This window comes from Exiguobacterium sp. s138, assembly GCF_018618775.1.
Taxonomy (GTDB): Bacteria; Bacillota; Bacilli; order Exiguobacteriales; family Exiguobacteriaceae; genus Exiguobacterium_A; species Exiguobacterium_A artemiae.
Map to the genome: position 1 here is coordinate 585,274 of NZ_JACSMW010000002.1, position 25,198 is coordinate 610,471.

The 25,198-nt window shown below is 49.6% G+C and carries 27 protein-coding genes and 1 pseudogene; 12 read left to right on the forward strand and 16 right to left on the reverse strand.

Translation table 11 applies throughout. The features are described 5' to 3' along the window. Nucleotides 1-54 precede the first annotated feature (54 nt). Complete coding sequence (locus KNP91_RS06970; protein ID WP_214764832.1) at nt 55-921, forward strand: LysR family transcriptional regulator; 867 nt, start codon at nt 55-57, stop codon at nt 919-921. Here the strand turns inward: KNP91_RS06970 and KNP91_RS06975 are convergent. After that, complete coding sequence (locus tag KNP91_RS06975) at nt 903-1,535, reverse strand: hypothetical protein (RefSeq protein WP_214764833.1); 633 nt, start codon at nt 1,533-1,535, stop codon at nt 903-905. The genes KNP91_RS06970 and KNP91_RS06975 overlap by 19 nt on opposite strands. A gap of 121 nt (nt 1,536-1,656) precedes the next feature. Here KNP91_RS06975 and KNP91_RS06980 point away from each other — a divergent pair, with 121 nt between their 5' ends. Continuing rightward, a complete protein-coding gene (locus tag KNP91_RS06980) occupies nt 1,657-2,424 on the forward strand; it encodes an SDR family NAD(P)-dependent oxidoreductase (RefSeq protein ID WP_214849332.1) in 768 nt (255 codons plus the stop codon). A 134-nt stretch (nt 2,425-2,558) separates the two neighbouring features. On the opposite strand, the gene KNP91_RS06985 is transcribed toward KNP91_RS06980, so the two are convergent. The 3 genes from KNP91_RS06985 to KNP91_RS06995 all read right to left on the reverse strand — a co-directional run bounded on the left by KNP91_RS06985 (nt 2,559) and on the right by KNP91_RS06995 (nt 5,959). Beyond that, nucleotides 2,559-3,548, reverse strand: a complete 990-nt coding sequence (locus KNP91_RS06985; RefSeq protein ID WP_214849335.1) for a hypothetical protein — start codon at nt 3,546-3,548, stop codon at nt 2,559-2,561. A gap of 24 nt (nt 3,549-3,572) precedes the next feature. After that, nucleotides 3,573-4,559, reverse strand: coding sequence for a hypothetical protein (locus KNP91_RS06990; RefSeq protein WP_214849338.1), 987 nt, complete (start codon nt 4,557-4,559; stop codon nt 3,573-3,575). Nucleotides 4,560-4,714: 155 nt separating this feature from the next. Further along, complete coding sequence (locus KNP91_RS06995) at nt 4,715-5,959, reverse strand: polysaccharide deacetylase family protein (protein ID WP_251135920.1); 1,245 nt, start codon at nt 5,957-5,959, stop codon at nt 4,715-4,717. Nucleotides 5,960-6,152: 193 nt separating this feature from the next. On the opposite strand from KNP91_RS06995, the gene KNP91_RS07000 reads away from it, so the two are divergent. Beyond that, complete coding sequence (locus KNP91_RS07000) at nt 6,153-7,568, forward strand: NAD-dependent succinate-semialdehyde dehydrogenase (RefSeq protein WP_214764837.1); 1,416 nt, start codon at nt 6,153-6,155, stop codon at nt 7,566-7,568. A gap of 45 nt (nt 7,569-7,613) precedes the next feature. On the opposite strand, the gene KNP91_RS07005 is transcribed toward KNP91_RS07000, so the two are convergent. Then, entirely contained in the window at nt 7,614-9,626 is a 2,013-nt protein-coding gene (locus KNP91_RS07005; RefSeq protein WP_214849341.1) for a Na+/H+ antiporter, read from the reverse strand. 82 nt (nt 9,627-9,708) lie between these two features. Beyond that, the gene (locus KNP91_RS07010; protein ID WP_214764839.1) at nt 9,709-10,596 is read right to left on the reverse strand and encodes a helix-turn-helix transcriptional regulator; all 888 of its coding nucleotides are present in this window, start codon (nt 10,594-10,596) and stop codon (nt 9,709-9,711) included. Between the two features lie 85 nt (nt 10,597-10,681). Here KNP91_RS07010 and KNP91_RS07015 point away from each other — a divergent pair, with 85 nt between their 5' ends. Further along, nucleotides 10,682-11,206: a dihydrofolate reductase family protein gene (locus KNP91_RS07015; protein ID WP_214849344.1), complete on the forward strand. Its 525-nt coding sequence runs from the start codon at nt 10,682-10,684 to the stop codon at nt 11,204-11,206. 51 nt (nt 11,207-11,257) lie between these two features. Here KNP91_RS07015 and KNP91_RS07020 read toward each other — a convergent pair whose 3' ends face one another. From KNP91_RS07020 to KNP91_RS07030, 3 genes are read right to left on the reverse strand one after another with little or no spacing between them, the layout of a single operon-like run. Continuing rightward, the gene (locus KNP91_RS07020) at nt 11,258-12,478 is read right to left on the reverse strand and encodes a cation:proton antiporter (protein ID WP_214764841.1); all 1,221 of its coding nucleotides are present in this window, start codon (nt 12,476-12,478) and stop codon (nt 11,258-11,260) included. A 3-nt stretch (nt 12,479-12,481) separates the two neighbouring features. Then, nucleotides 12,482-12,982: a cation:proton antiporter regulatory subunit gene (locus tag KNP91_RS07025; protein ID WP_131972774.1), complete on the reverse strand. Its 501-nt coding sequence runs from the start codon at nt 12,980-12,982 to the stop codon at nt 12,482-12,484. A 39-nt stretch (nt 12,983-13,021) separates the two neighbouring features. Continuing rightward, nucleotides 13,022-13,240 carry an AbrB/MazE/SpoVT family DNA-binding domain-containing protein gene (locus KNP91_RS07030; RefSeq protein WP_012370339.1) on the reverse strand — a complete coding sequence of 73 codons (219 nt, stop codon included), beginning with the start codon at nt 13,238-13,240 and terminating at the stop codon, nt 13,022-13,024. A 191-nt stretch (nt 13,241-13,431) separates the two neighbouring features. On the opposite strand from KNP91_RS07030, the gene KNP91_RS07035 reads away from it, so the two are divergent. The 3 genes from KNP91_RS07035 (at nt 13,432) to KNP91_RS07045 (ending at nt 15,882) form a co-directional block, all read left to right on the forward strand. Beyond that, a complete protein-coding gene (locus tag KNP91_RS07035) occupies nt 13,432-13,914 on the forward strand; it encodes a DUF2975 domain-containing protein (RefSeq protein WP_214849347.1) in 483 nt (160 codons plus the stop codon). 76 nt (nt 13,915-13,990) lie between these two features. Next, entirely contained in the window at nt 13,991-15,205 is a 1,215-nt protein-coding gene (locus KNP91_RS07040; RefSeq protein ID WP_214849348.1) for an MFS transporter, read from the forward strand. Between the two features lie 14 nt (nt 15,206-15,219). After that, complete coding sequence (locus KNP91_RS07045) at nt 15,220-15,882, forward strand: hypothetical protein (RefSeq protein ID WP_214849349.1); 663 nt, start codon at nt 15,220-15,222, stop codon at nt 15,880-15,882. A gap of 43 nt (nt 15,883-15,925) precedes the next feature. On the opposite strand, the gene KNP91_RS07050 is transcribed toward KNP91_RS07045, so the two are convergent. Beyond that, nucleotides 15,926-16,531: a GNAT family N-acetyltransferase gene (locus KNP91_RS07050; RefSeq protein WP_214764846.1), complete on the reverse strand. Its 606-nt coding sequence runs from the start codon at nt 16,529-16,531 to the stop codon at nt 15,926-15,928. A gap of 89 nt (nt 16,532-16,620) precedes the next feature. Here KNP91_RS07050 and KNP91_RS07055 point away from each other — a divergent pair, with 89 nt between their 5' ends. Further along, a complete protein-coding gene (locus KNP91_RS07055) occupies nt 16,621-17,091 on the forward strand; it encodes a GNAT family N-acetyltransferase (protein WP_214849350.1) in 471 nt (156 codons plus the stop codon). Between the two features lie 40 nt (nt 17,092-17,131). Here KNP91_RS07055 and KNP91_RS07060 read toward each other — a convergent pair whose 3' ends face one another. From KNP91_RS07060 to KNP91_RS07080, 5 genes are all read right to left on the reverse strand, one after another. After that, nucleotides 17,132-17,665, reverse strand: coding sequence for a hypothetical protein (locus KNP91_RS07060; RefSeq protein WP_131972780.1), 534 nt, complete (start codon nt 17,663-17,665; stop codon nt 17,132-17,134). A gap of 13 nt (nt 17,666-17,678) precedes the next feature. Beyond that, nucleotides 17,679-18,377: a 5'-methylthioadenosine/S-adenosylhomocysteine nucleosidase family protein gene (locus KNP91_RS07065; protein WP_214764848.1), complete on the reverse strand. Its 699-nt coding sequence runs from the start codon at nt 18,375-18,377 to the stop codon at nt 17,679-17,681. Beyond that, on the reverse strand, nt 18,368-18,865 hold the full coding sequence (locus tag KNP91_RS07070; RefSeq protein ID WP_131972781.1) for a hypothetical protein: 498 nt from the start codon (nt 18,863-18,865) through the stop codon (nt 18,368-18,370). The genes KNP91_RS07065 and KNP91_RS07070 overlap by 10 nt, the downstream gene beginning before the upstream one ends. Nucleotides 18,866-19,039: 174 nt before the next feature. Further along, nucleotides 19,040-20,500, reverse strand: coding sequence for a 6-phospho-beta-glucosidase (bglA, locus tag KNP91_RS07075; RefSeq protein ID WP_214764849.1), 1,461 nt, complete (start codon nt 20,498-20,500; stop codon nt 19,040-19,042). 25 nt (nt 20,501-20,525) lie between these two features. Continuing rightward, on the reverse strand, nt 20,526-22,424 hold the full coding sequence (locus tag KNP91_RS07080; RefSeq protein ID WP_214849351.1) for a beta-glucoside-specific PTS transporter subunit IIABC: 1,899 nt from the start codon (nt 22,422-22,424) through the stop codon (nt 20,526-20,528). 166 nt (nt 22,425-22,590) lie between these two features. Between KNP91_RS07080 and KNP91_RS07085 the strand changes: the two genes are divergently transcribed. The 4 genes and pseudogenes from KNP91_RS07085 to KNP91_RS07100 all read left to right on the forward strand — a co-directional run bounded on the left by KNP91_RS07085 (nt 22,591) and on the right by KNP91_RS07100 (nt 24,609). Next, nucleotides 22,591-23,301: a GntR family transcriptional regulator gene (locus KNP91_RS07085; RefSeq protein WP_214849352.1), complete on the forward strand. Its 711-nt coding sequence runs from the start codon at nt 22,591-22,593 to the stop codon at nt 23,299-23,301. Between the two features lie 13 nt (nt 23,302-23,314). Next, nucleotides 23,315-23,761 carry a hypothetical protein gene (locus KNP91_RS07090; RefSeq protein ID WP_214849354.1) on the forward strand — a complete coding sequence of 149 codons (447 nt, stop codon included), beginning with the start codon at nt 23,315-23,317 and terminating at the stop codon, nt 23,759-23,761. Between the two features lie 33 nt (nt 23,762-23,794). Further along, a pseudogene (locus KNP91_RS07095) lies at nt 23,795-24,114 on the forward strand (YnfA family protein). Nucleotides 24,115-24,168: 54 nt separating this feature from the next. After that, entirely contained in the window at nt 24,169-24,609 is a 441-nt protein-coding gene (locus KNP91_RS07100; RefSeq protein WP_214849357.1) for a hypothetical protein, read from the forward strand. 44 nt (nt 24,610-24,653) lie between these two features. Here the strand turns inward: KNP91_RS07100 and KNP91_RS07105 are convergent, their stop codons facing one another. Further along, on the reverse strand, nt 24,654-25,007 hold the full coding sequence (locus tag KNP91_RS07105; RefSeq protein WP_214849360.1) for a hypothetical protein: 354 nt from the start codon (nt 25,005-25,007) through the stop codon (nt 24,654-24,656). Nucleotides 25,008-25,198: the final 191 nt, after the last annotated feature.

A 25,198-nucleotide genomic window follows, 5' to 3' on the forward strand; every position in this document is an offset into this window, starting at 1 on the left:
AGCTGACGTACAGTATCGTCAAAGCACACGCATGTAAAGAGAGAGTGAAGTCTGATGAAAACCGAATGGCTCGAAGCCTTTCACGTTACGGCGGAAACATCTAGCCTGACGAAAGCGAGCGAACTTTTGCATATGACGCAACCGGCGCTTAGCAAACAAATCAAAAATCTCGAACAAGCGGTCGGCGCTCCGCTGTTCACACGGACGACGAGCGGCGTCTCGTTGACGCCGGCAGGAGAAATCGTCTTCAAAGACGGACAAAAAATTCTCGAACAGCTCGATGACATGCAACGAAAAATTGATCAGTTGCAGGGACAGACGTCGTTTACACTCGGTTCATGGCCGAGTGTCGCCATGTCTTACCTGCCGCAACACTTCGCCAACCATCCAACAGTGGGCGGACCGGAACTGAAGATCAAGACGGCCCATACGTACATCGAACTGATGGCCGGTTTGGAGCAGCATCAGTACGATGCCGTATTGCTCGACGATCGGCAAATCGAGCATCCGTATCCGTCAACAAACCTGTATACGGAACCGTTTTTACTCTACTTCCATGAAGCCGACGAACGGTTCGAAGGCTGTGTCGATGTCCGGTTCGATCAAATCGAAGCCTCGTCGTTCCTGTCCTTGCCGATCGACTGTGACTCGACGAATATCCTGAAAGCCGCGTTTGCGGAACGCGGGGCGACCTATACCGTCGCCTCGGAAATGGAATTTGGTTCAAGCGTCCTTGGCTTCATCCGGGCAAAACTCGGGATCGCGATTTTACCGGCAATCTTTCAGGATGGTCTCCCGCCGGAAGTCCGGACATTGCCGATCACCGGTTTTGACGTGACACGGGAACTATCTCTCGTAACACGGGATGCGGAACACCATCAGACGTTACTCCGTTTGATTGGTCATCCGCGTAGCCGTTGATTCAGTCGGTTCCGCAGAGCGTCGATTTCGGAACGGTCGATCGTCTGATCGTCGATTTCCCCGTAACGGACCACATGATAGAGCATCGGATCAATCGTCAACTTGATCCGGTCGAGCCAGTCCTGGACCGTTTCTTCCGGCCGGCGTTTTGATCCGTCCGGCAGCTGCCGGTCAAAAGAAGCAATCAATTGACGGACTTCGGAAACGGAGTCCGTTTGTTGTCGTTGTTGCTCCGGATGCCAGTCAAGCGGTGCTATCTTCGGACGCAAGATTTGCGGATCCCCCTCTTCCGTCGGCTCAAGCAACTGTTTACGCCGGCGGTATCCGAGTAACCGGCGGAACACAAACACTGATAAGAAGGCTGTGACCAGTGCTCCGACCGGCAGCAGCATATCCGGCAAGAACAAGGAGGCACCTTTGATCATCGGACCGCTCGGAAAACGTTTGATTTTTATCGCCGCCGCCTTCAGTCCTTTACGCGGTTTGATTTTATAATGGAAGGTATAATCCGCCGGTTTGTAAATGTAAGTCGTGTAGGCATAACGTTCAAAAGCAACCAAAGATGCTGCCAGTACTAAAACGGAGAGAATCATCAGTCCGAGCTTCCGTTTCATATCGCCCCTCCTTTTTTTACCAAATAATAACATATCGTTTTCAGTCCATCAGCATTTTTCTTTCTTTTCAGTCAATTTGAGCGTACAGTAAAATTACACTGTCAGAATAGGATGTGATCGTATGTACTTACCTTCGTTTCAACTGGATCAGAAAACCGTTCTTGTGACCGGTGCAGGTCGTGGCATCGGCCGTGCCCTGGCAATCGGAATGGCAGAAGCTGGCGCAGATGTCTTACTGGTCGCCCGAACGGAATCCGATTTACAGGAAACCGCAAAACAGGTCGAACAGCTTGGACGACGGGCCTTTGTTTTGACGTGCGACGTCACCGACCGGACGCAGGTCCAGGCGACAGTCGACCGTGCCTATACATATGTCGACCGGATTGATGTCCTTGTCAACAACGCCGGAATGAACATCCGCTCGAAAGCACTGGATGTCACCGAGGACGAGTGGGAAACAATCCAGCAGACGAACTTAAAGTCTGCCTTCCTGTTCTCACAGGAAATCGGGCGCCGGATGCAGGACACGGGCGGCAGTATCCTGAACATCGCTTCGGTTGCGGGACATGTCGCGCTGCGGACCGGTGTCGTCTATGCGACGACGAAAGCCGCCTTGATTCAGATGACCAAAGTCTTGGCGCTGGAATGGGGACCAAAAAACATCCGCGTCAATGCAATCGGACCGTGGTATTTCAAGACGCCGCTGACGGAACCATTGCTCGCCGATCCAACCTACTTACAGGAGATCGTTGACGTGACACCGCTCGGCCGGGTCGGTGAACTGACGGAACTCGTTGGACCGGCTGTTTTTCTCGCGTCGGATGCCGGAACATACGTCACCGGACAAACGTTATTCGTGGACGGCGGGATGACGATTAAAGGGTTTTAATTAGAACAAAGCAACAGGGACTTCCGATTTTTATCGAGAGTCCCTGTTTGTCCTTGAGTAGAACAACTGTCTTTTTCATCAAAATGATTAAGTACGTACATATAAAAAAGAAACAAGTCGTGGGACTTGTTTCTTCACAACACACGGAAAGGACGGACGCTGTCGGATTTTTTCAAGCGGTATTCGGCAATCGGTTTAAAGTGGCTGTTCAGCGTCTTGACCCGGAATTCGGCCGTTTCAGTGATTTCTTCGAGGACGTGATACGTTTTCGTTTTCGCATCATACACATAATCGATCAAATCAGCTTTACTATCATATAAGACACGGACTTGTTTCGTCTTATGATTGATTTCATACATCCGGTCTTGATTAAAGATCAGTTCGGTTTCTTTTGTAAGGGTTTGTGTTTTCTCGACCCCGCCTTTTACATATCGATCCGTTGTCATCATTTTCGTACTACGCTGTTTTTTAACGTCATACGACAAGACCGTCAATTTTTCATTTTTTTCCGAACGGTTGCCGTAAATTTTGAGTTGTGAACCGGCCAGGCGAATGTAATCGGCATAAATTAATTCTTTGATGGTCTCATGCTGGAGAGGCTTCAATGATGTTGGATCAAAGCTATGGAGTTTGATTGAGTAATCGATTCCTTTCATATGATCTGCCAGTACATACAATTTATCACCGGTCACGATCAAATCTTTTCCGAAGCCGGTATAACGTTTCGTTGCCCCGATTTTCTTGAAATCCAATGTATATTTCGTCAGCGAAAATTGATTGATTGCCGATAAACTCATCATGTAATAGGCATTTTTATACTTCTTGATTCGCATCGGTGCCGGCTCAATCTGCTTGATGGTCGTCTTACTATTTTTCAAGTTGATGACACGGTTATGATACGAGCTGTACAACAGTCCGTCATGCAGACGATCAGCGCCTTTCAGCGTATAGCGCACCGTTTCGATCTTTTTATTGCCGATATAAGTCTCGAATGTCGTGAGCGGCTGTTCGTAACTTGTTGAAACGACTTGATACGTATCTTTTTGCGCCGCTACAGCGTGATTAAATCCAACAGTCATACTGACAACTGTTGCTGCCATCAGCAGCTTGTAAGCTTTTTGCATAAGTTACACCCCTTCCTGAATTTGTCACAACACCTGAAACGGCATTAAACGGCCGATCGGCTGAAACTTATAATCGGCAACCGGCTTAAAGTGGCTGTTCAGCGTCTTGACCCGGTAGTTACTTGTTTCATAATTTCCTTCGAGCACATGATACGTTTTGGTTTTACTGTCGTACGCATAGTCAATCAGTGCCTGTTTACTGCTGTACAGAACCCGGACCTGTTTCGTTTTTTGATCGACTTCGAGCATCGAATACATATTGAAGACTAAATCTTTTGTCGGTGACAAGGCTTTTGTCTCGTTGACCCACATGACGGATTGCTTGGACGTCAAAACGATTTTGCCCTGTTGTTTTTTTAAGTCATACGACGCAATCGACAGCTCTTCCCCTGCTTCCGTTTGATTGCCGTAAATTTTCAACTCGTTACCGGTATGCCGGAAATGAAAAGCAAAAATCATCGGCTTGATTTTCTCAAGGTGGAGCGACGTAAAGTGTTTAGTATCAAACGTATGTATTTCAACCGAATTCGTTTCCGTTTTCATGTTATTGGCGAGGACATACACTTTATCTCCGGTTACGATCATGTCCCGCCCATGACCGACAAATCGTTTCGTCTGACCGATTTTTTTGAACTCAGACGTATATTTCGTCAGTGAAAATTCATTGAGTGCAGATATAGTTAAGACATAGTAAGCATTTTTATACTTTGTAATCCGCAGTGGCGAGTCGGCGACTTTTTGGAGTGTCGTCTTGCTGTTTTTCAGATTGATCACCTGGTCACCGTAAGAACTGTATAACAAACCGTCATGCAGACGATCGACACTGCCTAACGTGTAACGTACCGTTTCCACTTTCTTTCCGCCGATGAAGCTCTCAATTTGGGTCAACGGTTGACTGTAACTCGTCGACGCGATCTTGTAACTGTCCGATTGTGCCGAAACATCATGAGTAAAACCAATCGTAGAACTGACAATCGTTGCTGCCATCAACAGCTTGTATCCTGTATGCATGTCCCGGGTTCCTTTCCATACGAACCATATTGAGGTTCTAGAAACCGTCACATCCTGACGTCTCCACTTTCTCCTCTATATAAAGAATACCCATTTAATGTCACGTGGAAAGTCGTGAATCATTAAATGGGTCAATTCGTTTTTCAGGAATGAGATTATTTTTTAACGACCGGCCGCATCGGATCAAAAACGGCTTTCGAATCGAAAAACGGATCCAAGACTTTGGTCTTCCCGGCAATCGCCTGGCGGAGCCGAATCCCGTCGACATTGATCCGCGCCTGACGGTAATAATCTTTCCCTAACTGTTTCCAGGCATGCTGCGACGCATCGACGTTATAAAAATAATGGAACCCTTGCTGCGTCAAATAACGGTATTTATCCCCCGTGTACCCATGCCAATTCTGAATATCACTGCCGAACGGATAAATCAACTGCCGTGTCGTTCCGATCAATGGAGCGACATCACGGTTGTAGCGAGCCGTATCCGCCTGAAGCGTTGCCAGACTGACTTTTCCAATCGCGATGTGACCATAGGTGTGGCTGGCAAATTGCCATCCGTCCTTCTTCAAGGCCGTTGCAGTCGCTTTTGCCTGTTGACGCGCCTGCTCAACTTTAGAAGAACTTCCGTACTGCGCATACGACGACCGGTACCCGAGAACACCGTTGTAGCCGGTGATACCAAGCAATCCTTTTGCGCCGTGGTAAGAGAAGTCCGGATGGCGGTTGACGAACGCATCCACGATCGGCACGAGATCATACGCACCATCCGGTTTTCCGGCCATCGAATTGGTGATCCGCCCGTTTTTCACTTTCAACGTCGTCGCAAAACCGTCTCCCGTCATGTATTCATAGTAGTTGACGTCATCCTGCGACAGGACAAGCGGCTTTTTGCCCTTTGGAAAAGCAAGTCCCTTTTCCGTCATCCGTCCGTCTCTCCATACCGCAAGATCGGTCGGGCGGACGAGGACATAGTTCCGTTGATACAAGGCGGTCAAAATCCGTTCGAACTCCCCTTGCGTCACCATATAATCATCGTAGCCCTGCTGTTTCCGGTCCCCGTCAAAGGCACGTTTCGGCTCGGCGATCAAGGAGTGGAAAAACAGGTGCGGGACGGACGTGCCGGCTTTAATCATACTGAGATCCACCTGTTTCGCCGCGTATTCCTTCCGCTTTTGTTTCGCTTCCGTCGTCTTCAACCGGTCGACAATCCGGATTGCCCGGGCATAATCGTACTGGGCCGCGATAAAATCGGCGCGTTTTAATTCCTGACGTATGTAGCTCGTGTCTGCTGCCTGATGTTCGACCTGCTTCGTTTTCGTTTCTGATCCAACTGACGGCTGACCGCATCCACTGATCAATACGATTCCTGCAAGACTGACGCCCATCCATTTTTTATTCATCTGAATTCCGTCCTTTCTCCGACAAACAATACTCCACTCCGCTTACTTTTTATATTCCCGATTATTCAGTCGATTAACTACTTTGAGAAGGGTATTCCAGTTCGTTATGTCCCCCATCCAAAGCGGAAGTACACAAACCGCCCGGATGGGTGTTTAATAAGGGACGTAATGAAAACACACGGAGGTGCAACACATGATTGAACAAAACGTCATTAATAATATTTGGTATAACACAGAAGAAACGATTCCCGTCTTTAACCCGGCAACTAAAGAATTGCTCGGACACGTCCCGAGCAGCACAGCAGACGATGCAGCGCGTGCCGTCGATGCAGCAAGTACAGCATTCGTCGACTGGTCGGAACGGACAGCCGATGACCGCGCCGATAAAATCGATGCCTGGTACCGCCTGATTCAACAACACCGTGATGAACTCGCGGAAATCATGACGCTCGAACAAGGGAAACCATTCGTCGAAGCACGCGGAGAAATCGACTACGGCAATCAATATGTCCGCTGGTATGCGGAAGAAGCGCGCCGGATCTACGGAGAAACAATTCCGGCATCGGTTCCCGGGAAACGACTCTTCGTCGAAAAAGAACCGGTTGGTGTCGTTGCGGCAATCACGCCATGGAACTTCCCGGCAGCAATGATTACACGGAAACTCGCTCCGGCACTGGCTGCCGGCTGTACCGTCGTGTTGAAACCGTCAGAAGAAACACCGTATACGGCACTTCGCCTCGTCGAACTGGCGATCGAAGCGGGTATTCCGGCTGGTGCGATCAACGTCTTGACTGGGGACGCCGCAACAATCAGTGGTGTCTGGCAAGGCGATTCCCGTGTCCGGAAAATCACATTCACCGGCTCAACAGCGGTCGGTAAATTGATCATGCGTCAAGCGGCTGATACGATGAAAAAATTGTCGCTTGAACTCGGTGGTCATGCGCCGTTCATCGTCACGGAAAATGCCGATCTCGACAAAGCCGTTCAAGGCGCCATCCGCTCGAAATTCCGCAACGGCGGACAAGCCTGTGTCGCAACGAACCGCTTTTATGTCCAGGCATCGGTTCTCGACGCCTTCACTGAAAAATTCGTCGCTGAAGTCAATCGTCTGAAAGTCGGCAACGGACTCGACGCCGATTCGACGATCGGACCGTTGATCAATGCGAAAGCCGTTGCCAAAGTCAAAGCACATATTGACGACGCCGTCGCCAAAGGCGCAACGATTCTTTCCGGCGGTACGATTGATGATTCAGTCGGATACTTTGTTGAACCAACCGTCCTCGGTAATGTCACGGAAGACATGATCTGCATGCAGGAAGAAACGTTTGGTCCGCTCGCACCGATTTCGGTCTTCGATACGCTTGACGAAGTCATCGAACGCGCGAACAACACACCATACGGTCTTGCGGCCTATGCGTTCTCGGAAAAAATCGACGAAGCTCTCCTGCTCGGTAAAAAACTCGAGTACGGCATCGTCGGTTTGAATGACGGTGCACCATCTGCTGCCCAAGCCCCATTTGGCGGCTACAAAGAAAGTGGACTCGGCCGTGAAGGCGGCGTCTACGGCATCGAGGATTACCTCGAAGTCAAATACCTTTCACTCGGTTAATCACAAAGCAGCCCCTGTCCACTGGACAAGGGCTGTTTTTTTCATTTACTCGACGTACTCATAGAGAACGACACTTTCGATATAGTGAATGAAGCGGCGCAATTCTTTTTCTTCCTCGCCGGACAAATCGCCTTCGTTTGACATCGAAGCGATTTCCTGGCGCTGGACTTCGATTGCCCGCAGACAAAGTTCTTCTTTTTGCTGATCGACGTCGGCTTTTCCGCCGACCGGTGACGACCAGCGCGTGTGTTTAAAGCGTAAACGTTTATAGAATTCGAGTACGCTTTGAACGACATCGACCGGATAATCGCCGCGGCATCCTTCAAGCCGGGTGACGACTCCTGTCATGACCTGTTCGTACAGTTCATGTTCGACCTGTGTCAGACGGATCAATTGATCGGACGACATGTTAGACCGTTTCCGTTTCCAAAGGATTTTCCGGATCGGTTGCAACAGACGGAAGCGGGCTTCCTTGTCGATGGCTTCGCGGCGGTTATCAATCGACCGGAAGACTTCTTTTTTCAGCTGGTCCGGTGTTTTATGTTCCTGCAGGAATTGTTTCGTCAAGTCACGTTCCCACTGGACCGCCTCAAGCCGCAGTTTTTTCAGCTGTTGGTTGAAGTGGGTTAATTCTTCTTCACTTTTCTCCTGTGCCCGTAACAGGCGCAGCATGACATGATATTCATTTAATAAATCAAAGGCGACGGTCGAATTTTCTTCCTGAACGACCTGTTTGATTTCCGTGATCGCCCTTTTGACCATCCGCTGTTTATACGAATTCAAATCGAGTTCCGGCTGAGCATCGGCCTCACCGCGGTTGAGCAACGGTAAAAGGATTGTCGCGAGAACCAGTGTGAAGATGATGACACCGGCCGCGAGGAAAATGATCAGCGACCGTTCCGGGAACGCTTCTCCTGATTCGGTCACGAACGGTAATGACAAGACCCCGACCATCGTAATCGTTCCGCGGACGCCGACGAGTGTCGTGATGACATCCTGCTTAAACGACGGTTTGCGGTGATCCGCTTTTTTCAGGAAGCGATGGTCGAACCAATTGAAGAACATCGTCCAAATCAAGCGAATTAAAAGAATGACCGTTCCAATTTCAATCACAAATGACATCAGACGCCAGTTGTTAATCGCGTCATCGGCAAAGATTTCGCGTGTCGCTTCCGGTAACGTCAAACCAAGTAATAAGAAGATGATCCCGTTTAAGATGTAGGCGATCATCGTCCAGATGTTGTCGGTCAACGTCTGCTCCTGGGCAAAAAACGTTTCCGTCCGTTCTTTAATCAAGGCGTGGAGAATCCCGCCCGTCACGACGGCAATGACACCGGACGCATGCAGAATTTCTTCTGCGACGAAAAAGATGATGAACGGTGTCAGGATTTGCAGTAACGCATAAAAGACGACGTCTTCAATTCCGGTCCGGCGTAATTTCATCTTCAGCCAGTTCATCGCGATGCTGATCGTAAGACCGACGACGGCTCCGACGACGAACATGTAGACGAATTCCGTTGTCGCCTGCTGGATCGAGAAGTAACCGGTGACGACGGCGGCGACCGCATAACTGAAGGCAACCAGTCCCGAGGCGTCATTGATCAACGACTCTCCCCGGACAAGATTTAAGATCTGTTCCGGAATCTGAACGCGTTTCGCGATCCCGTTGACGGCAATCGGGTCAGTCGGTGACAGGATGGCCGCGAGCGCAAAGGCGGCCGCGACCGGAATGACCGGTACAAGCCAGTTGATGAAGTAACCGCCGATGACCGTCGTCAACAGGACGAGGACGATGGCATTACCGAAAATGGCGGCACGCATCTTCCACAGTTCATCACGCGGAAAATGTGAACTGTCGTTATAAAGCAATGGAGCGATGAATAATAACAGGAACCATTCCGATTCGACTTCAATCTTCAGCCCGCTGATCAGCAGCGCGGCAATCGTTCCGACGAGGATTTGAATCAACGCGGTCGGAATGAAGCGGATGTAGTGTCCAAGGACTTGAGTCAAGATGATTAAGGCAAGCATTAACAAAATAAGTGATAACGTTTCCATAGAAAACCCCTTCCATACTTTCACTGTTTCTCTGGTTATATCGTAACATAGTTTCTCACTGACTTAGGAACAGAACCCCTTGTCAGTCCTCATATAAGGCGATGACCGCCCGGGCCTGCTCCTGGATCTCTTGACGCAGGAGCAACGGTTCGAGAACCCGCACTTCCCGCCCCAATCCGAATAACTGTCGTCCGAGAAACGGCAGTTCGGCAACCGGCACGAACCACGTCCGCAACGCATTCAGCGGCAAAACCCCTTCAAGTAACCGTTCGCCGAGCGGCGTCAACTCGAGACGGACCGTCACCTGTTCTCCCGCCTGCCCGAGCTGCTCCGCCTCCTCAAACGTCATTCGCTGTGACGGAACCGTCGTCTCGGTCACCTGCTCCATCCGGTCGACCCGGTACTGGCGTAATCCGCGGTCTGTCTGCGCGAGCAGATACCAGCGGTTCCGTTCAAACGTCAGACCAACCGGGTCAATCCGAATCGTCCGACGACCGCTTATCGTCCGGTAAATCAGTTCACCCTGCACTTCCATCTCCATCAGCCGCAACAAGTCGCGCGTCAATGGAGACGCCGGTGTATCCGGTTTGGCAAAACGGACACGCCCTTTCAACCGGTCGAGCTTCAGTTCGAGATCGGCCGGCAGTTCGTGCAGATACCACTCGGCAAGATTGCCGCGTAACGTACCGAACGGCAAATCCGGCACCTGACCGACCCAGTCGAGCATCAAAAACAGTGTGATGGCTTCCTGTTCCCGCAAAGCAAGCGGCGGCAACAGACGGTTTGGTAAGACCCGGTAGCCGCCAGCCGGTCCGCGTTCGCTGTAAATCGGATAGCCGTTTGCTTCGAGCTCCAACAAATCGCGCTGGATCGTCCGTAAGGAAACGCCGCATGCTTCCGCCAGTTCCCGCGCCGTCAGCAGTTGTTGCCGGTTCAACAGACGCATCAGTTTCAGCTGTCGGGTTTTCATGATAAAAAACCTCCTTTAATTATGACATCTTTTGTCATGATTATACCGTAGACTAAAAACAGAACGAACCAAAGGAGGAAAAAAGATGACACAAACCGTTTTATATATCGCCTGCAGCTTAGACGGTAAAATCGCCCGTTTGGACGATTCACTCGATTGGTTGTTCGCTGTTGAAGGAGACGGTGATAACGGCTACGCGACGTTCATGCAGGACGTCGGTGCCGTCATCATGGGGCGGAAAACGTTTGACGAAGTACTCGTTCTCAGTAACGACTACCCTTACTCCGCCATCGACAACTATGTCCTGACCCGGCAACCGGACAAACAGTCGGACCATGCCACGTTTACGAATGAGCCGCTCGATGTCTTGCTTGACCGGATTGGTCCGACAATCGACGGGAAGATTTGGCTGATTGGCGGCGGCGAACTGATTCAGGAAGCGTTACGGTTGAAACGAATTAATCAGATGGAACTGGCAATTGCCCCTGTCGTCCTCGGCAGCGGCATCCCGCTGTTTCCGGAGGGAACGCTTGAAACCCGGTTCCGACTGACCGGTTGCCGTCCGTCCGGACAGTTCATCATGGCTACGTATGACATCTTAAAAGGATGACATCTCAAAAATACGCTGACCGGGCTTGAAGCCGGTCAGCGTATTTTCGAATCAGGATTTCGGTTTCGTTTTTTTCGGTTTTGGTTCCGTCCACTTGAATATTCCGTTCATAAAGTTGAAAATCCGTCTTGATTCCTTTGTCATCAGCGGTCCGAGAATCGCGAGAATCAGGACATAGAGTGCCGAGAACGGGGACAGGATCTCCATCAAACCGCCGGCGATGCCGAGGTTCGCGACGATGATCGAGAATTCACCGCGTGAGACAATCGTCAGCCCGATGTTCGAAGACGCTTTATGCGACAGTCCGGCTCTTCGTCCGGCAATCATGCCGGCGACATAGTTTCCGACAATCGTGATGACGACGGCACCGAGGGCAAGCCAGACGGCGTCAAGCAACATCGTCGGATCGATGCTCAGTCCGAAGCTGAAGAAGAAGATAGCACCGAAGAAATCACGGAACGGCACGACGAGGTGCTCAATCCGTTCGCCTTGTTCCGTTTCCGAAAAGACGAGTCCGAGCAGTAAGGCCCCGATGGCTTCCGCGACGTGAATCGTTTCCGAGAAGCCGGCGACGAAGAACAGGGCGGCAAAGACGACGATGATGAAGACTTCATCCGACGCAATCTTCAGCATCCGATTCAGAAGTGGTGTCGCTTTGCGGGCGATGATGAAGAACAACAGCATGTAACCGAGAGCGATTAAAATCGATGTGACCGAAGACAGTAACGTCGTTCCGTCGCCAAGCAGGAGTCCCGATAAGACGGACAGGTAAACAGCGAGGAAAATGTCTTCGAACATGATGATCCCGAGAATCAACTCGGTTTCCGTATTCCCGGTCCGTCGCAGATCGACGAGGACTTTCGCAACGATTGCGCTCGACGAAATCGTGATGATTCCGGCGATGATCAGCACTTCATATAACGGGAAGCCGGCGATGAATCCGTACAGCAATCCACCTGTGAAGTTAATCGATAAATAAATTGTTCCACTCGTAACGATCGATTTACCCGACCGGATTAATTTTCCGATTGAGAACTCCAGTCCCAGATAAAACAAGAGGAACAGGACACCGATGCGTCCGAGGAAGCTGATAAACTCAGCACTTTCAATGAACTTGAAGTCTAGTATCCCGATTGTCGGAGCGTGCGGTCCGACGATCATCCCTAAGATGATTAAAAACGGAATGATCGAAAAATTCAATTTATTCGCAAGCAAAGCTGCGATTGCCACTAAGATAAGCGCGGTACCGACTTCAAATATTAAATGATCCATCTATCATCCGCCTCCTTCGATTGAGAAGAGTGCTTTCGTAATGTGGCGGACATTTTGACGTTCTCCCGACAGGACAATCGTATCACCGGCTTCAAGACGTGTCTCCGGACCCGGGTTCAATGATTTTGATTTATCGTGTTTGAGGACAGCGATAATCGAGATGTCGTACTCGTTTCGTACGTCGAGTTCGCCAATCGTCCGGTTGTTGACGGATGAGTCCTCACCGATCTTAAACCATTCAATGACGAGATCGTCAAACGCCAGTTCAATTTTTTCAAGGTCCTTCGGTTTATATGCCAGACCGCCTAAAATACCTGCCATCTGTCTTGCCTCTGCGTCGTTGAATGTCACACTTGAGATGCTCTCATCAAAATCATCATCGTCATAGTGGTGCATTTCCCGGCGTCCGTCATCGTGGACAATCACAACCACCTTGTCCCCTCTTGTCGTAATTCCTTCGAACTTCCGTCCGATTCCCGGTAAATCTACTTCGCGCATATCCATGTTGTTAGTTCCTCCTTTTAGTTGGTCAATCTGATAATTTTACAGGTGATGATGTGCTTTTTGGATGAGTGATTTGAATTTCTCGTCACTCAAAATATCTTGAAGGTCATGCAGCTGTTGTAAATCCGCTTTCGCCATGATGACAAACCCGTCTTCCTCGATGAAGGCAACGCGATCTCCTTCCTCTACTTGTAACGCCTGTCTGATTTTTTTCGGGATCGTGATTTGCCCTTTGGACGTCAACTTGGATAGCTCCATTCCGAACTTCCTTCTTTCTTTGTCTGATTTTCCTTACTTCCTTACTTTTCTTATTCCCAGTGTAACATACGTTCAAACTAATTCCGAGTACTTTGCTTTGAATTAACGAAAAAGTTTTTTTCTCATCCTTCAGGCGGTCATTTTCCGGACAAAGATGGACTATACTGAAGGAAAGAAAGGAGGAACGGCCGATGAAAAAATGGCGTTTTGTCTACTTGCAACTTGTATGCAGCGGGTTGTTGATCAGTCTGTTCGGATTGGCGGGAGTCGCCATTTCCCTGCTGATTAAAAGAGCACAACGGGGATTCTCACTGGAAGTCTTACTCGATAAACCGGGTTATTTCATCTTGATGGCGGGACTGCTCGCATTGATTCCGAGTCTGCTGATCCTGGTTCATGTCTTAAAAATTCTCCGGTCGCTTAAGGGAAGTATGGCTGAAGCGAATGTCCTCTCTTCTTCCTTCGGCACAATTAAAATCTGTTTTATCCTTATCAGTTGTGTCGCAGTCGGTCTGTTTCCGGTCATGTTCATCGTCGCCGATCGGGATGATGCACCGGGTCTGATCCTATTTGCTTTTATACTGATTTTGATTCCTGTTACACTCGGTGTCATCAGTTCGCTTTTACAGTCACTTGTTAAACAAAAGAACTTGATTTCCGGAACAACAGCTTAAAAGATGGGTCTGGCATACTAATCGGACAACCTGTATAATTTTGGTAAAATGCTTCTGGAAAAGCAGGTGGATTTGGTTGTCTCGTTCTTCGACTCTTTTGGCTTCATTCGGTATCTCCCAGTTTGGAGATTTTGTTTACCTCGTCGCGATCAATGTCTACCTCTATCAACTGACCGGTTCTGCCGCCGCAGTTGCCGGTCTTTGGATCATCGGTCCGCTCGCCGCCCTGTTGACGAAATTTTGGGCTGGCAGCGTGGTTGACCGGGCCGATGTCCGACGCTGGCTGATTGGAACCGATCTGGTCCGGGCACTGCTTGTTGCCTTGATTCCCTTTTTATCGTCCTTACCAATGATGTACCTGACGTTGTTTGGACTGGCGTTCGTCAAAGCATTTTTTGAACCGGCCGCCATCCGTTATCTGACGCAGATGATTCCGGAAAGCGGACGCAAGTCGTTTAATGCGTACCGAGGTCTGATCACATCCAGTGCCTTTTTGATTGGTCCGGCACTCGCCGGTCTGCTGTTACTTGTTGCGACACCCGATGTCGCCATCTGGATCAATGCCGGTTCATTTCTCGTGTCCGGGGTACTACTCCTGACGTTGCCGTCCGTTTCGCATGCGACTCTGTCAACCGTCCGCCTGTCGGATATTAGAACCGATTGGCGGATGGTCAGCCGGTTCAGCCGGACCAACTGGTTTGTCAGCCGAATTTACCTGGTCGGTATTTTGTCGATGAGTCTCGCACTTGCAATGGATGCTCAGGAAGTCGTCTTTCTGCAAACGGTCGTCGGTTTGACCGCCACCGATTACGGTCTTCTGATCAGCATCACGGGAATCGGTTCCGTCCTCGGCGGTCTGACGGTTGCCCGTTTTGCAAACCGGCTGTCGCTCAAGACATTACTCGTCAGCGGTTATCTGTTCGTCGCAATCGGCTACCTGATGTATGCGACTGCCGGCTCATTTCTGATCGTGACGGTCGGATTTTTACTGCTCGGCTTTTTTAATGCCTTTGCCGGAACCGGCTTCATGACGTTTTATCAAAACAATGTCCCGCAAGCTTTGATCGGCCGCTTCACGAGTCTGTATGGTCTCGGTCAAAGCGTCATCCAGATTCTGTTGATTTTAGCGATCGGCTTTACAGGCGACCTGTTCCCGCTTCGTTTCAGCATCATTGCCGATTCTGTTTTGCTTTCACTGCTGAGTCTCATACTGATCCGTCATGTCCTGCAACCGGACAAGGAAGCATTTTTCCGGGACGACAGACGACCAAACAAATTTCGTAATACATAGAAGGACGTGCTAACATGAAGATTTTAATCGGCCAACCGAAACAGGAAACACAACTCGAACAATTGCAACGTGAAATAGCGGCCTATCCGGACATCGATCTTCTGCTGTATCCGGAAGGTTACTGCCGCGAGACGGATGTCGAGACGTTACGTCACTTGGCGAAGCAATTCGCGACCGTCATCGTGACCGGGTACCGCGATGCGGATCGCCTGGACCGGGCCCTGATCATCAATGCAACAGGCGAGATTCTGCTCGACCGGGCGAAGACACCGGAAGCCGGTCCACTTTATACGCCGTCGACGGCGACTGTTGCCGGACAAGCTGCCGGATATCTGCTTTGCCGGGAGATTTTCCTCGGCCTGGACGGTCTGAAGCAGGACAAAGTCGACATCATTTTTAATCCGATCGGTGTCGGGATGTTCAGTGAGGAACAATACACGGACTGGTCCGGCGAAGCCCGGCGCATCAGCCGCCAGCAATCGGCACTATTCCTCGGAACGAGTCACGCCGACGGCTCTTACCGCAATTGCGGCTTCTCGATTCCGACGGCGTTTGCCTTTGACGCGACCGGCGAAGCGATTTTCTTCTCAAAAGATGATCCACGGACACGGATTCTCGATACAGAGACGCACATGGTTGAATTTGTGGATGCTTCATCCGTTGAACAGACGATCTAATCAAAAAACCCCCAAACCGGTTCGCCGGTTTGGGGGTTTCATCTCATTGATGCTGTTTCGAATTGGATTCTGTCTTTTGCGTCACTGCGGCATACTCATCCCGTAATATTGCATACATCTTGACGTCATGGAACGCCCCTTTGATGAAGATTAATCGGCGTAACGTTCCCTCGTACGTCATCCCGACTTTTTCCATCACCCGGGCTGAACCGATGTTCGGCTCCATGCACCGCGCCTGGATCCGCTCGAGCTTGAGTTCTTCAAAACCATAGGCCATGACACGTGCGACGGCTTCCGTGACGATTCCTTTGCCCCAGAACTGACGCGATAACGCATACCCGAGTTCCGTCTGTTTATTGTCGTCGAGCAACAGGTGGATGAAATCAATTGTTCCGATCATCTTGCCGGTTTCCTTCCAAACGATCGCCCACGGTGCTTCTTTCCCCTGGTCATAGTTTGACAGGACATAGTTCAAAAACTGTTCGGCCTGTTCAATTGTCTGATTGGCATTCCACGTCACGTAACGGGCGGTTTCCTCGTCCTGCGTGTATTCAAATAAATCATCAAGATCGCTTGCTCGAAGCGGCCGCAGCACCAATCGTTCGGTCTTAAGGACCGGTAAGTGCCGGTAAAATTCCGTTGTCGTCATGTTCGTTCCCCCGTTCTTTTTTTACATTATATAGAAAAAATAACAGGAATGCGATACAGTGGAGAAAAATATATCCGGAGGTATACGTTATGACCTTTCAAGCTGTCCCGATGACCGTTGATCAGGCAACTGCCATTCTGAAGTGGACCTATCCGCCGCCGTACGATTTTTACAACATGGAAAAGTCGGAGGAGGCATATGCTGAACTGCTTGACGGTTCCTATCAGGCCGTCATCGCTCACAAACAACTCGTCGGCTTCTTTTGTACGGGCCGTTCTGCGCAAGTCCCACCTGGTCGCCCGCTTCATTTGTACCCAGATGACCATTTGGATATCGGACTCGGCCGGCAGCCCGAACTGACCGGACAAGGGACAGGATTTGCGTTTTGTTCGTTTGTCCTTGATACGGTCAAAGCGCAATCGGCGTTACCGCTCCGTTTAACGGTCGCTTCGTTTAATGAACGGGCGATTCACCTGTATGAACAGCTCGGATTTCAACGCCACGCCGCGTTTTCGACGACGCATGCCACGTTTCTCATCATGACGCAATCTCATACATAAAACACCATTCCGACGTGATGCCGGAACAGCGTTTTTTCTGTTACTGCTGTCGTTTGTTTTTGACCGTTTCCACCGTTTGAAAGACATTCGAATACATGGCGGTAATATGTCTCTTCGTTTTAACATCGTTGTATAACCCGTATGTCCAAAACAAAGTCGTTTTCCCGTTTAAGTAACCGGCTGCATAATCGGTCGTCTCTCCCGCCGCTTCCTTGTACGAAATCCAGTCCGCGATAAACGGCACATGCCCCTTATTCGATCCGATGAAAAACGTCGGAATTCGCATTTTCAGGTAGGTGTCGGCATACTCGCCTTGATCCGCTTCCAGTAACTTGTTCGGCATGATCATGACCGCGTCGAAAGTCGAAGCGACCTGCTTACGATTTTTTAATTCTGTGAATGAAATTTCCTTTAAACGGACGTTGTCTTCCCGAACTTCCGGTGCTTTCCCGATATAGGCAATGTGTAAATATTCGCCCGTATACCGAGGGAAGTCGGGCTCTTTCGGTTGTCCGGTTCCACATCCGCCAAGCATCAGCGCCATCGTGACCGAACAAAAAACTCGTTTTTTCATAACGTCACTCCTTTTAAATGAATATGTGCAGATAGTCGTCAAAAATCCTCGTCATAACCTTCGGTGTATTGGCGATGTAGACGTTGATCTGTTCCTGATTCGACTGAAGCGGATCAAGATCCGTCTCGTCCGTCGGAACATCTGATATGCCTTTGATGATGATGCATTCGACGTCATTTTTACGGCAGATATAGGCAATCGCCGCTGCTTCCGTATCGGCAATCATAATGTCGTTCGCCTGCAGTTCGAGATAATCGTTCCACATGACGACGGCACGGTCAGCCGTACCGATCGTCCCGTTGCCTTTCATGCCATATTTCAGCACATCGATTTCCACGATGAACGACGGTTTAAGCAACGGTTCGATCTCTTTGACCGTACAGTCATATTGAGCGGCACGGTCCGGTATGAGGATATCGAGGATGTCAAACCGTTCGTCGATGCCGGCACACGTCCCAACGACAAGCACTTTTTGAAGTGGAAAACGCGCCAGCATATACTGATTCGCACCAACCCCGTTCACTTTGCGGACACCGGTACTGAAAAAGATGACCGGTGTCCCTTTGATCGTCCGGGAAAAGTATTCTCCGTACGGATACGTCGTTCGTTCCGTTTCTTTTACGTCAAAGTAACTTAATGCCGCCTCGAATTCCCAAACGGTGGCGATACTGACGCCGATTTCGACGTGCTTTAAGTCAGGTATCAGTTCCATTTTTCTTCTTCGTCCATCCAGACATTCCGTTTTAAATCAAGTGTCTGCCCTTCATCGTGAACGCCGAAGTAACACGGCAACTCCACAGCAGCGCCACCGGCTTGCTCAAAGCAGGTACGGAACCATTCTCCGATCAGGCGCTGTTCCTCTTCAAGCAGCGTTTCCTCGTGTTCTTCATAAAAAGCATCAAACGCCTCAGATTGGTCGTCCGGTACGTCCATAAAGACAATTTCATCGAGCACTGATCTACTGCCGGCAAAACCCGGTGTTCCCTCTTCTTCAAATACTTCGTTGGCGTCTCGGTCCATCGAAAAGAGCGTAATCGATACCTCATGGCTCAACGGTTCGATAAAGGCTGCAAAATCAAGCAACTCGACATCTGCTGCAAAAGTCAATTCCGCGACTGTCTTTAACTGATTGACCAACGTCTCTGTGTGTGGTGCGAGATTCGTTCGGATGGAAGCCAAGTATTCAGTAACTGTAAACATATGTATAACCTCCGTCATCTTTTTGAATCATCCTGTATTTAGGATGATTTTCAATTAATCCATACAAAAAATGGATGATTCCTTCTTCATCATCCCGTCTTTCCCTTGTTCCGGCAAGTCTTTTTTGGATATAACAAACAACCTCCACCCGTGTTCAGGTGGAGGTCGGCCGGCTTAACGTTGCACGGCTTTGTTATAAGATAAATTTTGACCGTTTGTCGCGATGACTTGTTTGTACCAGTCGAACGAATCTTTTTTCATCCGTTCCATCGATCCGTTGCCCTCGTTATCGCGGTCGACGTAAATCATCCCGTAACGTTTTTTCATCTCGCCTGTCGTAAACGACACGATATCGATGATGCCCCATGGTGTGTAGCCCATCAATTCAACGCCGTCTTCCGTGACCGCTTCCGTCAACGCCTCGATGTGCGTCTTCAGATAATCAATCCGCGCTGCGTCATGAATCTTGCCGTCTTCAATCGTATCGACGGCCCCAAAGCCGTTTTCGACAATGAAGAGCGGGAGCTGATAGCGGTCATAGAGCCGGTTTAAGACATACCGGAGACCGACCGGATCAATCGCCCAGCCCCAGTCACTCGACTGGATGTACGGATTCTCGACACCGTTCGCAAGGCCGCCGTTGACGATGTTGCCTGTATTGTTGACAGTCGCGTCGTGTTTGACGGTCGTCGACATGTAGTAACTGAAGCCGATGTAGTCAACGGTTCCGTTTTTCAAGATTTCGTCGTCGCCGTCGAGAATCGGAATCTGATACCCTTCGCGTTCAAACTCTTTTAAGGCATAGTTCGGATAATACCCGCGCGCCTGAACGTCCGGGAAGAAGTACCGTTGACGCATCGATTTTTCCGCCAGCATGACGTCTTCCGGATGTGACGAGTATGGATAGATTGGCACGTGGGAAATCATCGCCCCAATCTGGAAGTCGGGATTGATCGCTTTTCCTTTTGCGACAGCAAGAGCACTCGCGATCAGCTCGTGGTGACCGGTCTGATACATGACTTCCATCGCGTTTTCACCCGGCTCGACTTTGACACCGGAATTCGTCCAGAGGAACAACGGGTTTTCGACATCCATCTTGTTGTTGATTTCGTTAAACGTCATCCAGTACGTGACTTTGTCTTTGTAGCGTGTGAAGCAAACTTCGGCGAACCGTTCGAAGAACTCGGCCACTTTCCGGTTGCGGAACCCGCCGTATGCGCGGGCCAGGTGCAACGGCATCTCGAAGTGTGACAACGTGATGATTGGTTCGATGCCGTGTTTCAGCAATTCGTCAAAGACATCATCATAAAACTGCAGACCGGCTTCATTTGGTTCCGTTTCGTCCCCGTTCGGGAAAATCCGGCTCCAGCCGATGGATGTCCGGAGACATTTTAATCCCATCTCGGCGAATAACGCGATGTCTTCTTTATAACGGTGATAAAAATCGATTGCTTCATGGTTCGGATAAAACGTTCCTTCTTCGATCGTCTCGGTAATCAGGCGGGCCACCCCGTGTTCACCAGCCGTCATGACATCGACGACGCTTGGTCCTTTACCGCCGGCGTTCCAGCCGCCTTCAAATTGATGCGCAGCAAGTGCCCCGCCCCATAAAAAATCGTTTGGTAATGTCTTCATCTTCATTTCCTCCTTTTATTCTCTCTTATTTCACGATCGTTAACAGTTCTGTATCGGCTTCGACCGTTCCAGTGTTTGTCGTCAACACTTCCGCGTAACTCGACGCGTTCGTGACGATGACCGGTGTAATCGTCTGTAAACCGTGCTGCTCAATCATTGCGGCGTCGAACGTCAACAGTGTTTGCCCCGCTTCGACATGCGTTCCGTCTTCAACGTGCAGCGTAAACGGCTCTCCGTCCAAGCCGACGGTTTCGAGACCGACGTGAATCAACACTTCAACGCCACTCGTCGACCGGAGTCCGATCGCGTGTTTTGTCGGCGCAATCATAACGACCGTACCGGTGAACGGTGCGACGACCGTGTTTCCGGTTGGACGAATCGCCACACCTTGCCCCATCGCTCCCGATGCAAAAACCTCATCCGGTACGTCCGACAGTGGCACGACTTGTCCCGCGATCGGTGCTTGAATCGTTTCTTCATTCGTCAACGTTGCACTGACTTCTTGTGCCGGAACCGGTGTTGTCGGCGTCGTCGTCACCGGGACAACTTTTTCTTCACCAAAACCAAGGATTTGAATCAGAACGATTGGTAAAATCAAGGCAATCGCCGTTCCGATCAGCAATCCGACGATCGACGACGGATAATCGGAATTAATACCGTTGACGAGCGTCAATGGTCCCGGCAGACCGGCATAAGCGAAGTAATACGGTTTGAAGAAACTCGCGACGACCGCTCCAACCGCGCCCGAGATACAGCCGTAGATGAACGGTTTCTTAAAGCGTAACGTCACCCCGTAGATCGCCGGTTCCGTAATCCCGAAAATCCCGGTCAGACCGGCTGAGACACCAACCTTTTTCGTTTCCTTGTTGCGTGTTTTTGAGATGACACCGATGACGGCACCGACCTGGGCGATGACGGCAATCGTCTGATACGCCTGGAACGAATCCCGACCATATTGTTCGAAGTTCGCCAGGACCATCGGTGTGACGCCCCAGTGAACACCGAAGATGACGATGATTTGCCAAAAACCGCCGATAATCAATCCGGCCAACGCCGGTGCATTTTCCGCTAAATAATTGTATCCGTTTGCAATTCCTTCCGCTCCGAGGGTCGTGATCGGACCGATGACGAGAATCGTCAGCGGGACCATGATGACCATACAGAAAAACGGGACGAACAACGGCTTGATGACATCATTGATCGTCCGGTTCAGGAACCGTTCGAGATAGGACAGTAACCAGACAAGGAACAACGGCGGTAAGACCGATGACGTATACGTCGTACCTGATAAAGCGATACCGATGAATGAAATCGACTCACCCGACGTGATCCGCCCTGCCATCTCGGCCCACGTCGGGCTGACGAGTGCCGCACTACAGGCGACTGCGATGAACTGATTGACTTTAAAATGATTCGCTGCCGTGATCGCAATGAAAATTGGCAGGAACGTAAACGGTGCCCATGAGATAAAGCTGAACACTTCATATGTTCCCGTCGCGGCAAAGTCTTTAAACACAAGTGAAATTAAGATGAGTGCCCCTTGCAGGATACCGGCTGCCGCCAAGATATAGACGAACGGTGCAAAGACCGCGGACATCGTTGCAATGATCCGGTTCAAGATCGTTCCTTTCGGTGCTTCGGTCCCCTGATCCGAATTCCCGTCCTCTAATGAAACAAGTGGTCGAAACGCTTCATAGACTTCCCCGACATGCTGCCCGATGACGACCTGGAACTGACCGCCTGATTCGACAACCGTGATGACGCCCGGTAAGGCAGCGACTTGATCTTTCGCTTTCGCATCCGACCGTTTCAACACTAAACGCAGCCGGGTCGCACACCGCGCAACACTGATGATATTGTCCTCGCCGCCGACCGCCTCCAAAATCGAATGCGCCAGCTGCTGATAATCCCGCACTTTACTCATCCCTGAACCTCCTTATGGTGTAAATCCGTATCGTACGTTCTTATTATAATTGTACATGTACAATTTATCAATACATATTCAATTTAATTATTCGTATTATTTAGTTCGAAATCGTCTTATGCTATAGTAAAAAAGCAGAACAATTACTGGAAAATGAGGGTGAACCATGCTGAAATACCAACAGACGGCAACGGAAATCGAAGCCTACATCGAGCAACATGCATTACAGCAAGGAGATAAATTACCGGTTCTCGATCACTTGATTCGTCAATTCGCGGTCAGCAAGACGACGATGACGAAAGCACTGGAATTATTGGAGCGAAAAGGCATCATCTTTCAAGTCCGCGGCAGCGGGATTTTTGTCCGCAAGACCAATCGGAAAGGCTATATCGAGCTGTTTTCGACGCAAGGTTTTAAGCAGAATCTCGTCGAACATGACATCCGGTCAAACGTCCTGTCGTTTGAGTTAATCCCGTGTCCGGAAGCGGTTGCTGAAAACCTCGGCTGTACGACCGGTGACATGGTTTATTTCATTAAACGGATCCGCTACATCGACGGGCAGATCATGTGTCTTGAGGAGTCCTATTACCGTCAAACCATCGTGCCTTACTTAAACCGGGAAATCGTCGAACAATCGATCTTTGAGTACCTCGAGACGGCCCTCGGACTGAACATCGGGTTCTCGGACATGTATATGCATGTCGGTAAGTTGCCGGACGCAATCGCAACCCACTTGGAGCTGACAGCCGGTGATCCGGCATTGACGGTCGAGACAATCTTCCACCTGACGAACGGCCGACCGTTCGACTATTCCGTCATCACCTATCATTATGAACACTCGCAATTCGTCGTTCAGGCGAACGGCTTGTATTTATGAGGGGGATGGTCGCATGAATGAAGAAATATTGTTTTTTTACGCACTTTTCGCAGGCGGGATCGTCTGTATAATCTTGAGCATCTTGTTATACTTCTGGCTCCGCGAGGATACCGGAATCGAATTTTCTACGTTTGGCCGACTCGTTTTCATGTGTTTACTCGGCGTCGGACTCATCTGGTATACGGCTCCGAGTCTGAAATACGTCTTCTATCATGACTATGCGACAATCAAAGGAACATGTACGGTGGAATACGATGATCAATCCTCACCGCGGACGCTTGACCTTTATTACGATAAAACAGGCGACTATTTCAGTTTCTTGGATCGGGCCGACCTCGGTGCGTACGGACCGGACGTCCCGTATACGTGTCACGTGACAACCACAAAAGATCATGAATTTGAGATCTCTTACCGGCTCTATGATGTTAAGACAAACCGGTTACTCTATTCGTCTGAATAATGGATCCGTTTAAAAAGGAGTACCGTTTAGATTATGTCATTACTATTTTTTACACTGGCCGGACTTGCTGAAATTGGCGGTGGTTATCTAATTTGGCTGTGGTTGCGGGAGGGACTGCCTGCTTATTTCGGATTGCTCGGCGGACTTTCGCTTGCATTGTACGGGGTCATCGCAATCTGGCAGACGTTCCCGACTTTCGGCCGGGTCTATGCCGCATATGGCGGAGTATTTATTGTCCTTTCGCTGCTTTGGAGTGCCGGCATCGATAAAAAACACCCGATTTTTACGACTGGCTTGGTGGCGGGATTTGTCTGATCGGGGTAGCTGTCATCTTATTTGGTCCGAGGAGTTAATACTTACAGGAAATTCGGATTGACGAACTTGTTTCTTGAAAAGGACGTGTCCAGATGAATGCTGAAATCATCACTTATTTTTTCATTTTTTTATTGGGTATCGCGTTTGTCTTACCGGCCTGTTACTTTCTTGTACTTCACTTCGACAATAAGCAGTATGCTTTCTTAAAGAAGCTCAAATGGACAGGTGTCCTGTTACTCGGATTGCTGTGTCTTTGGATGACAATGCCGAGTTTCACCGAGATGGTGTTTCGGGATTACCGTGTATTAGAAGGTGCCTGTGTTCTAGAACCGTCGGAGTCAAAAGGAACATCGATCGACATCACGTTAACGGAGACCAACGATACGTTTTCTTTCCGTGACGCACCTGACCTCGAGGCTTACGGGAAGAAGGTTCCGTATTATTGCCAGGTAACAACGACCCGGAATCAGGCTTTCGAAATCAATTACCGGGTCTTCGACAAAGATACGAAAAAGCTGCTCTATGCGAATTGAGGACACAAACAAGCGGAGTTCCTGTGAATAGGAACTCCGCTTGTTTACTGTTCGATACCCGCTCGCACAGCCGGTTCAAGAAACAGTTCATCATCAAAAGTCGTCAGCTCAATCATCCGGCCGTCTTTTTCGTACCAGGCAGCCAGTCCTTCCCGGTCGATCCATTTCCAGCCGGCTTGCCGGATCCGCATTTCGTATAATACGCCGGGACCTTCTAATTCCGACACAAGATGCGTCTTGACTAATAAACCCTCCGGCTTTTCCTCGACCGTCCCCGTTCGTGGAATCGGAAAACCATTTACGTTTGACGTTTCAAACAGATAATAACAAGCCGTTCCGCTGATGATCGCTACACCTAATAAACCTGCCAGCCACTTTCCCATGCGTCGAGTATTCATGTTATCCCGCCCTCTTCATTCATCTATGTATCCATTTGATTTTACCAATCATTTCCTTAACTTGACCTCCTGCTTAGGGCGGATTCTTGACGGACAAACAAAATGAAAACGAATAAGAAACGTGTCATTTTTGTAAAAAGAAATGAAAAAAATTAATATTTTTTCATTTATCTTGACGACAAGACGTCTTC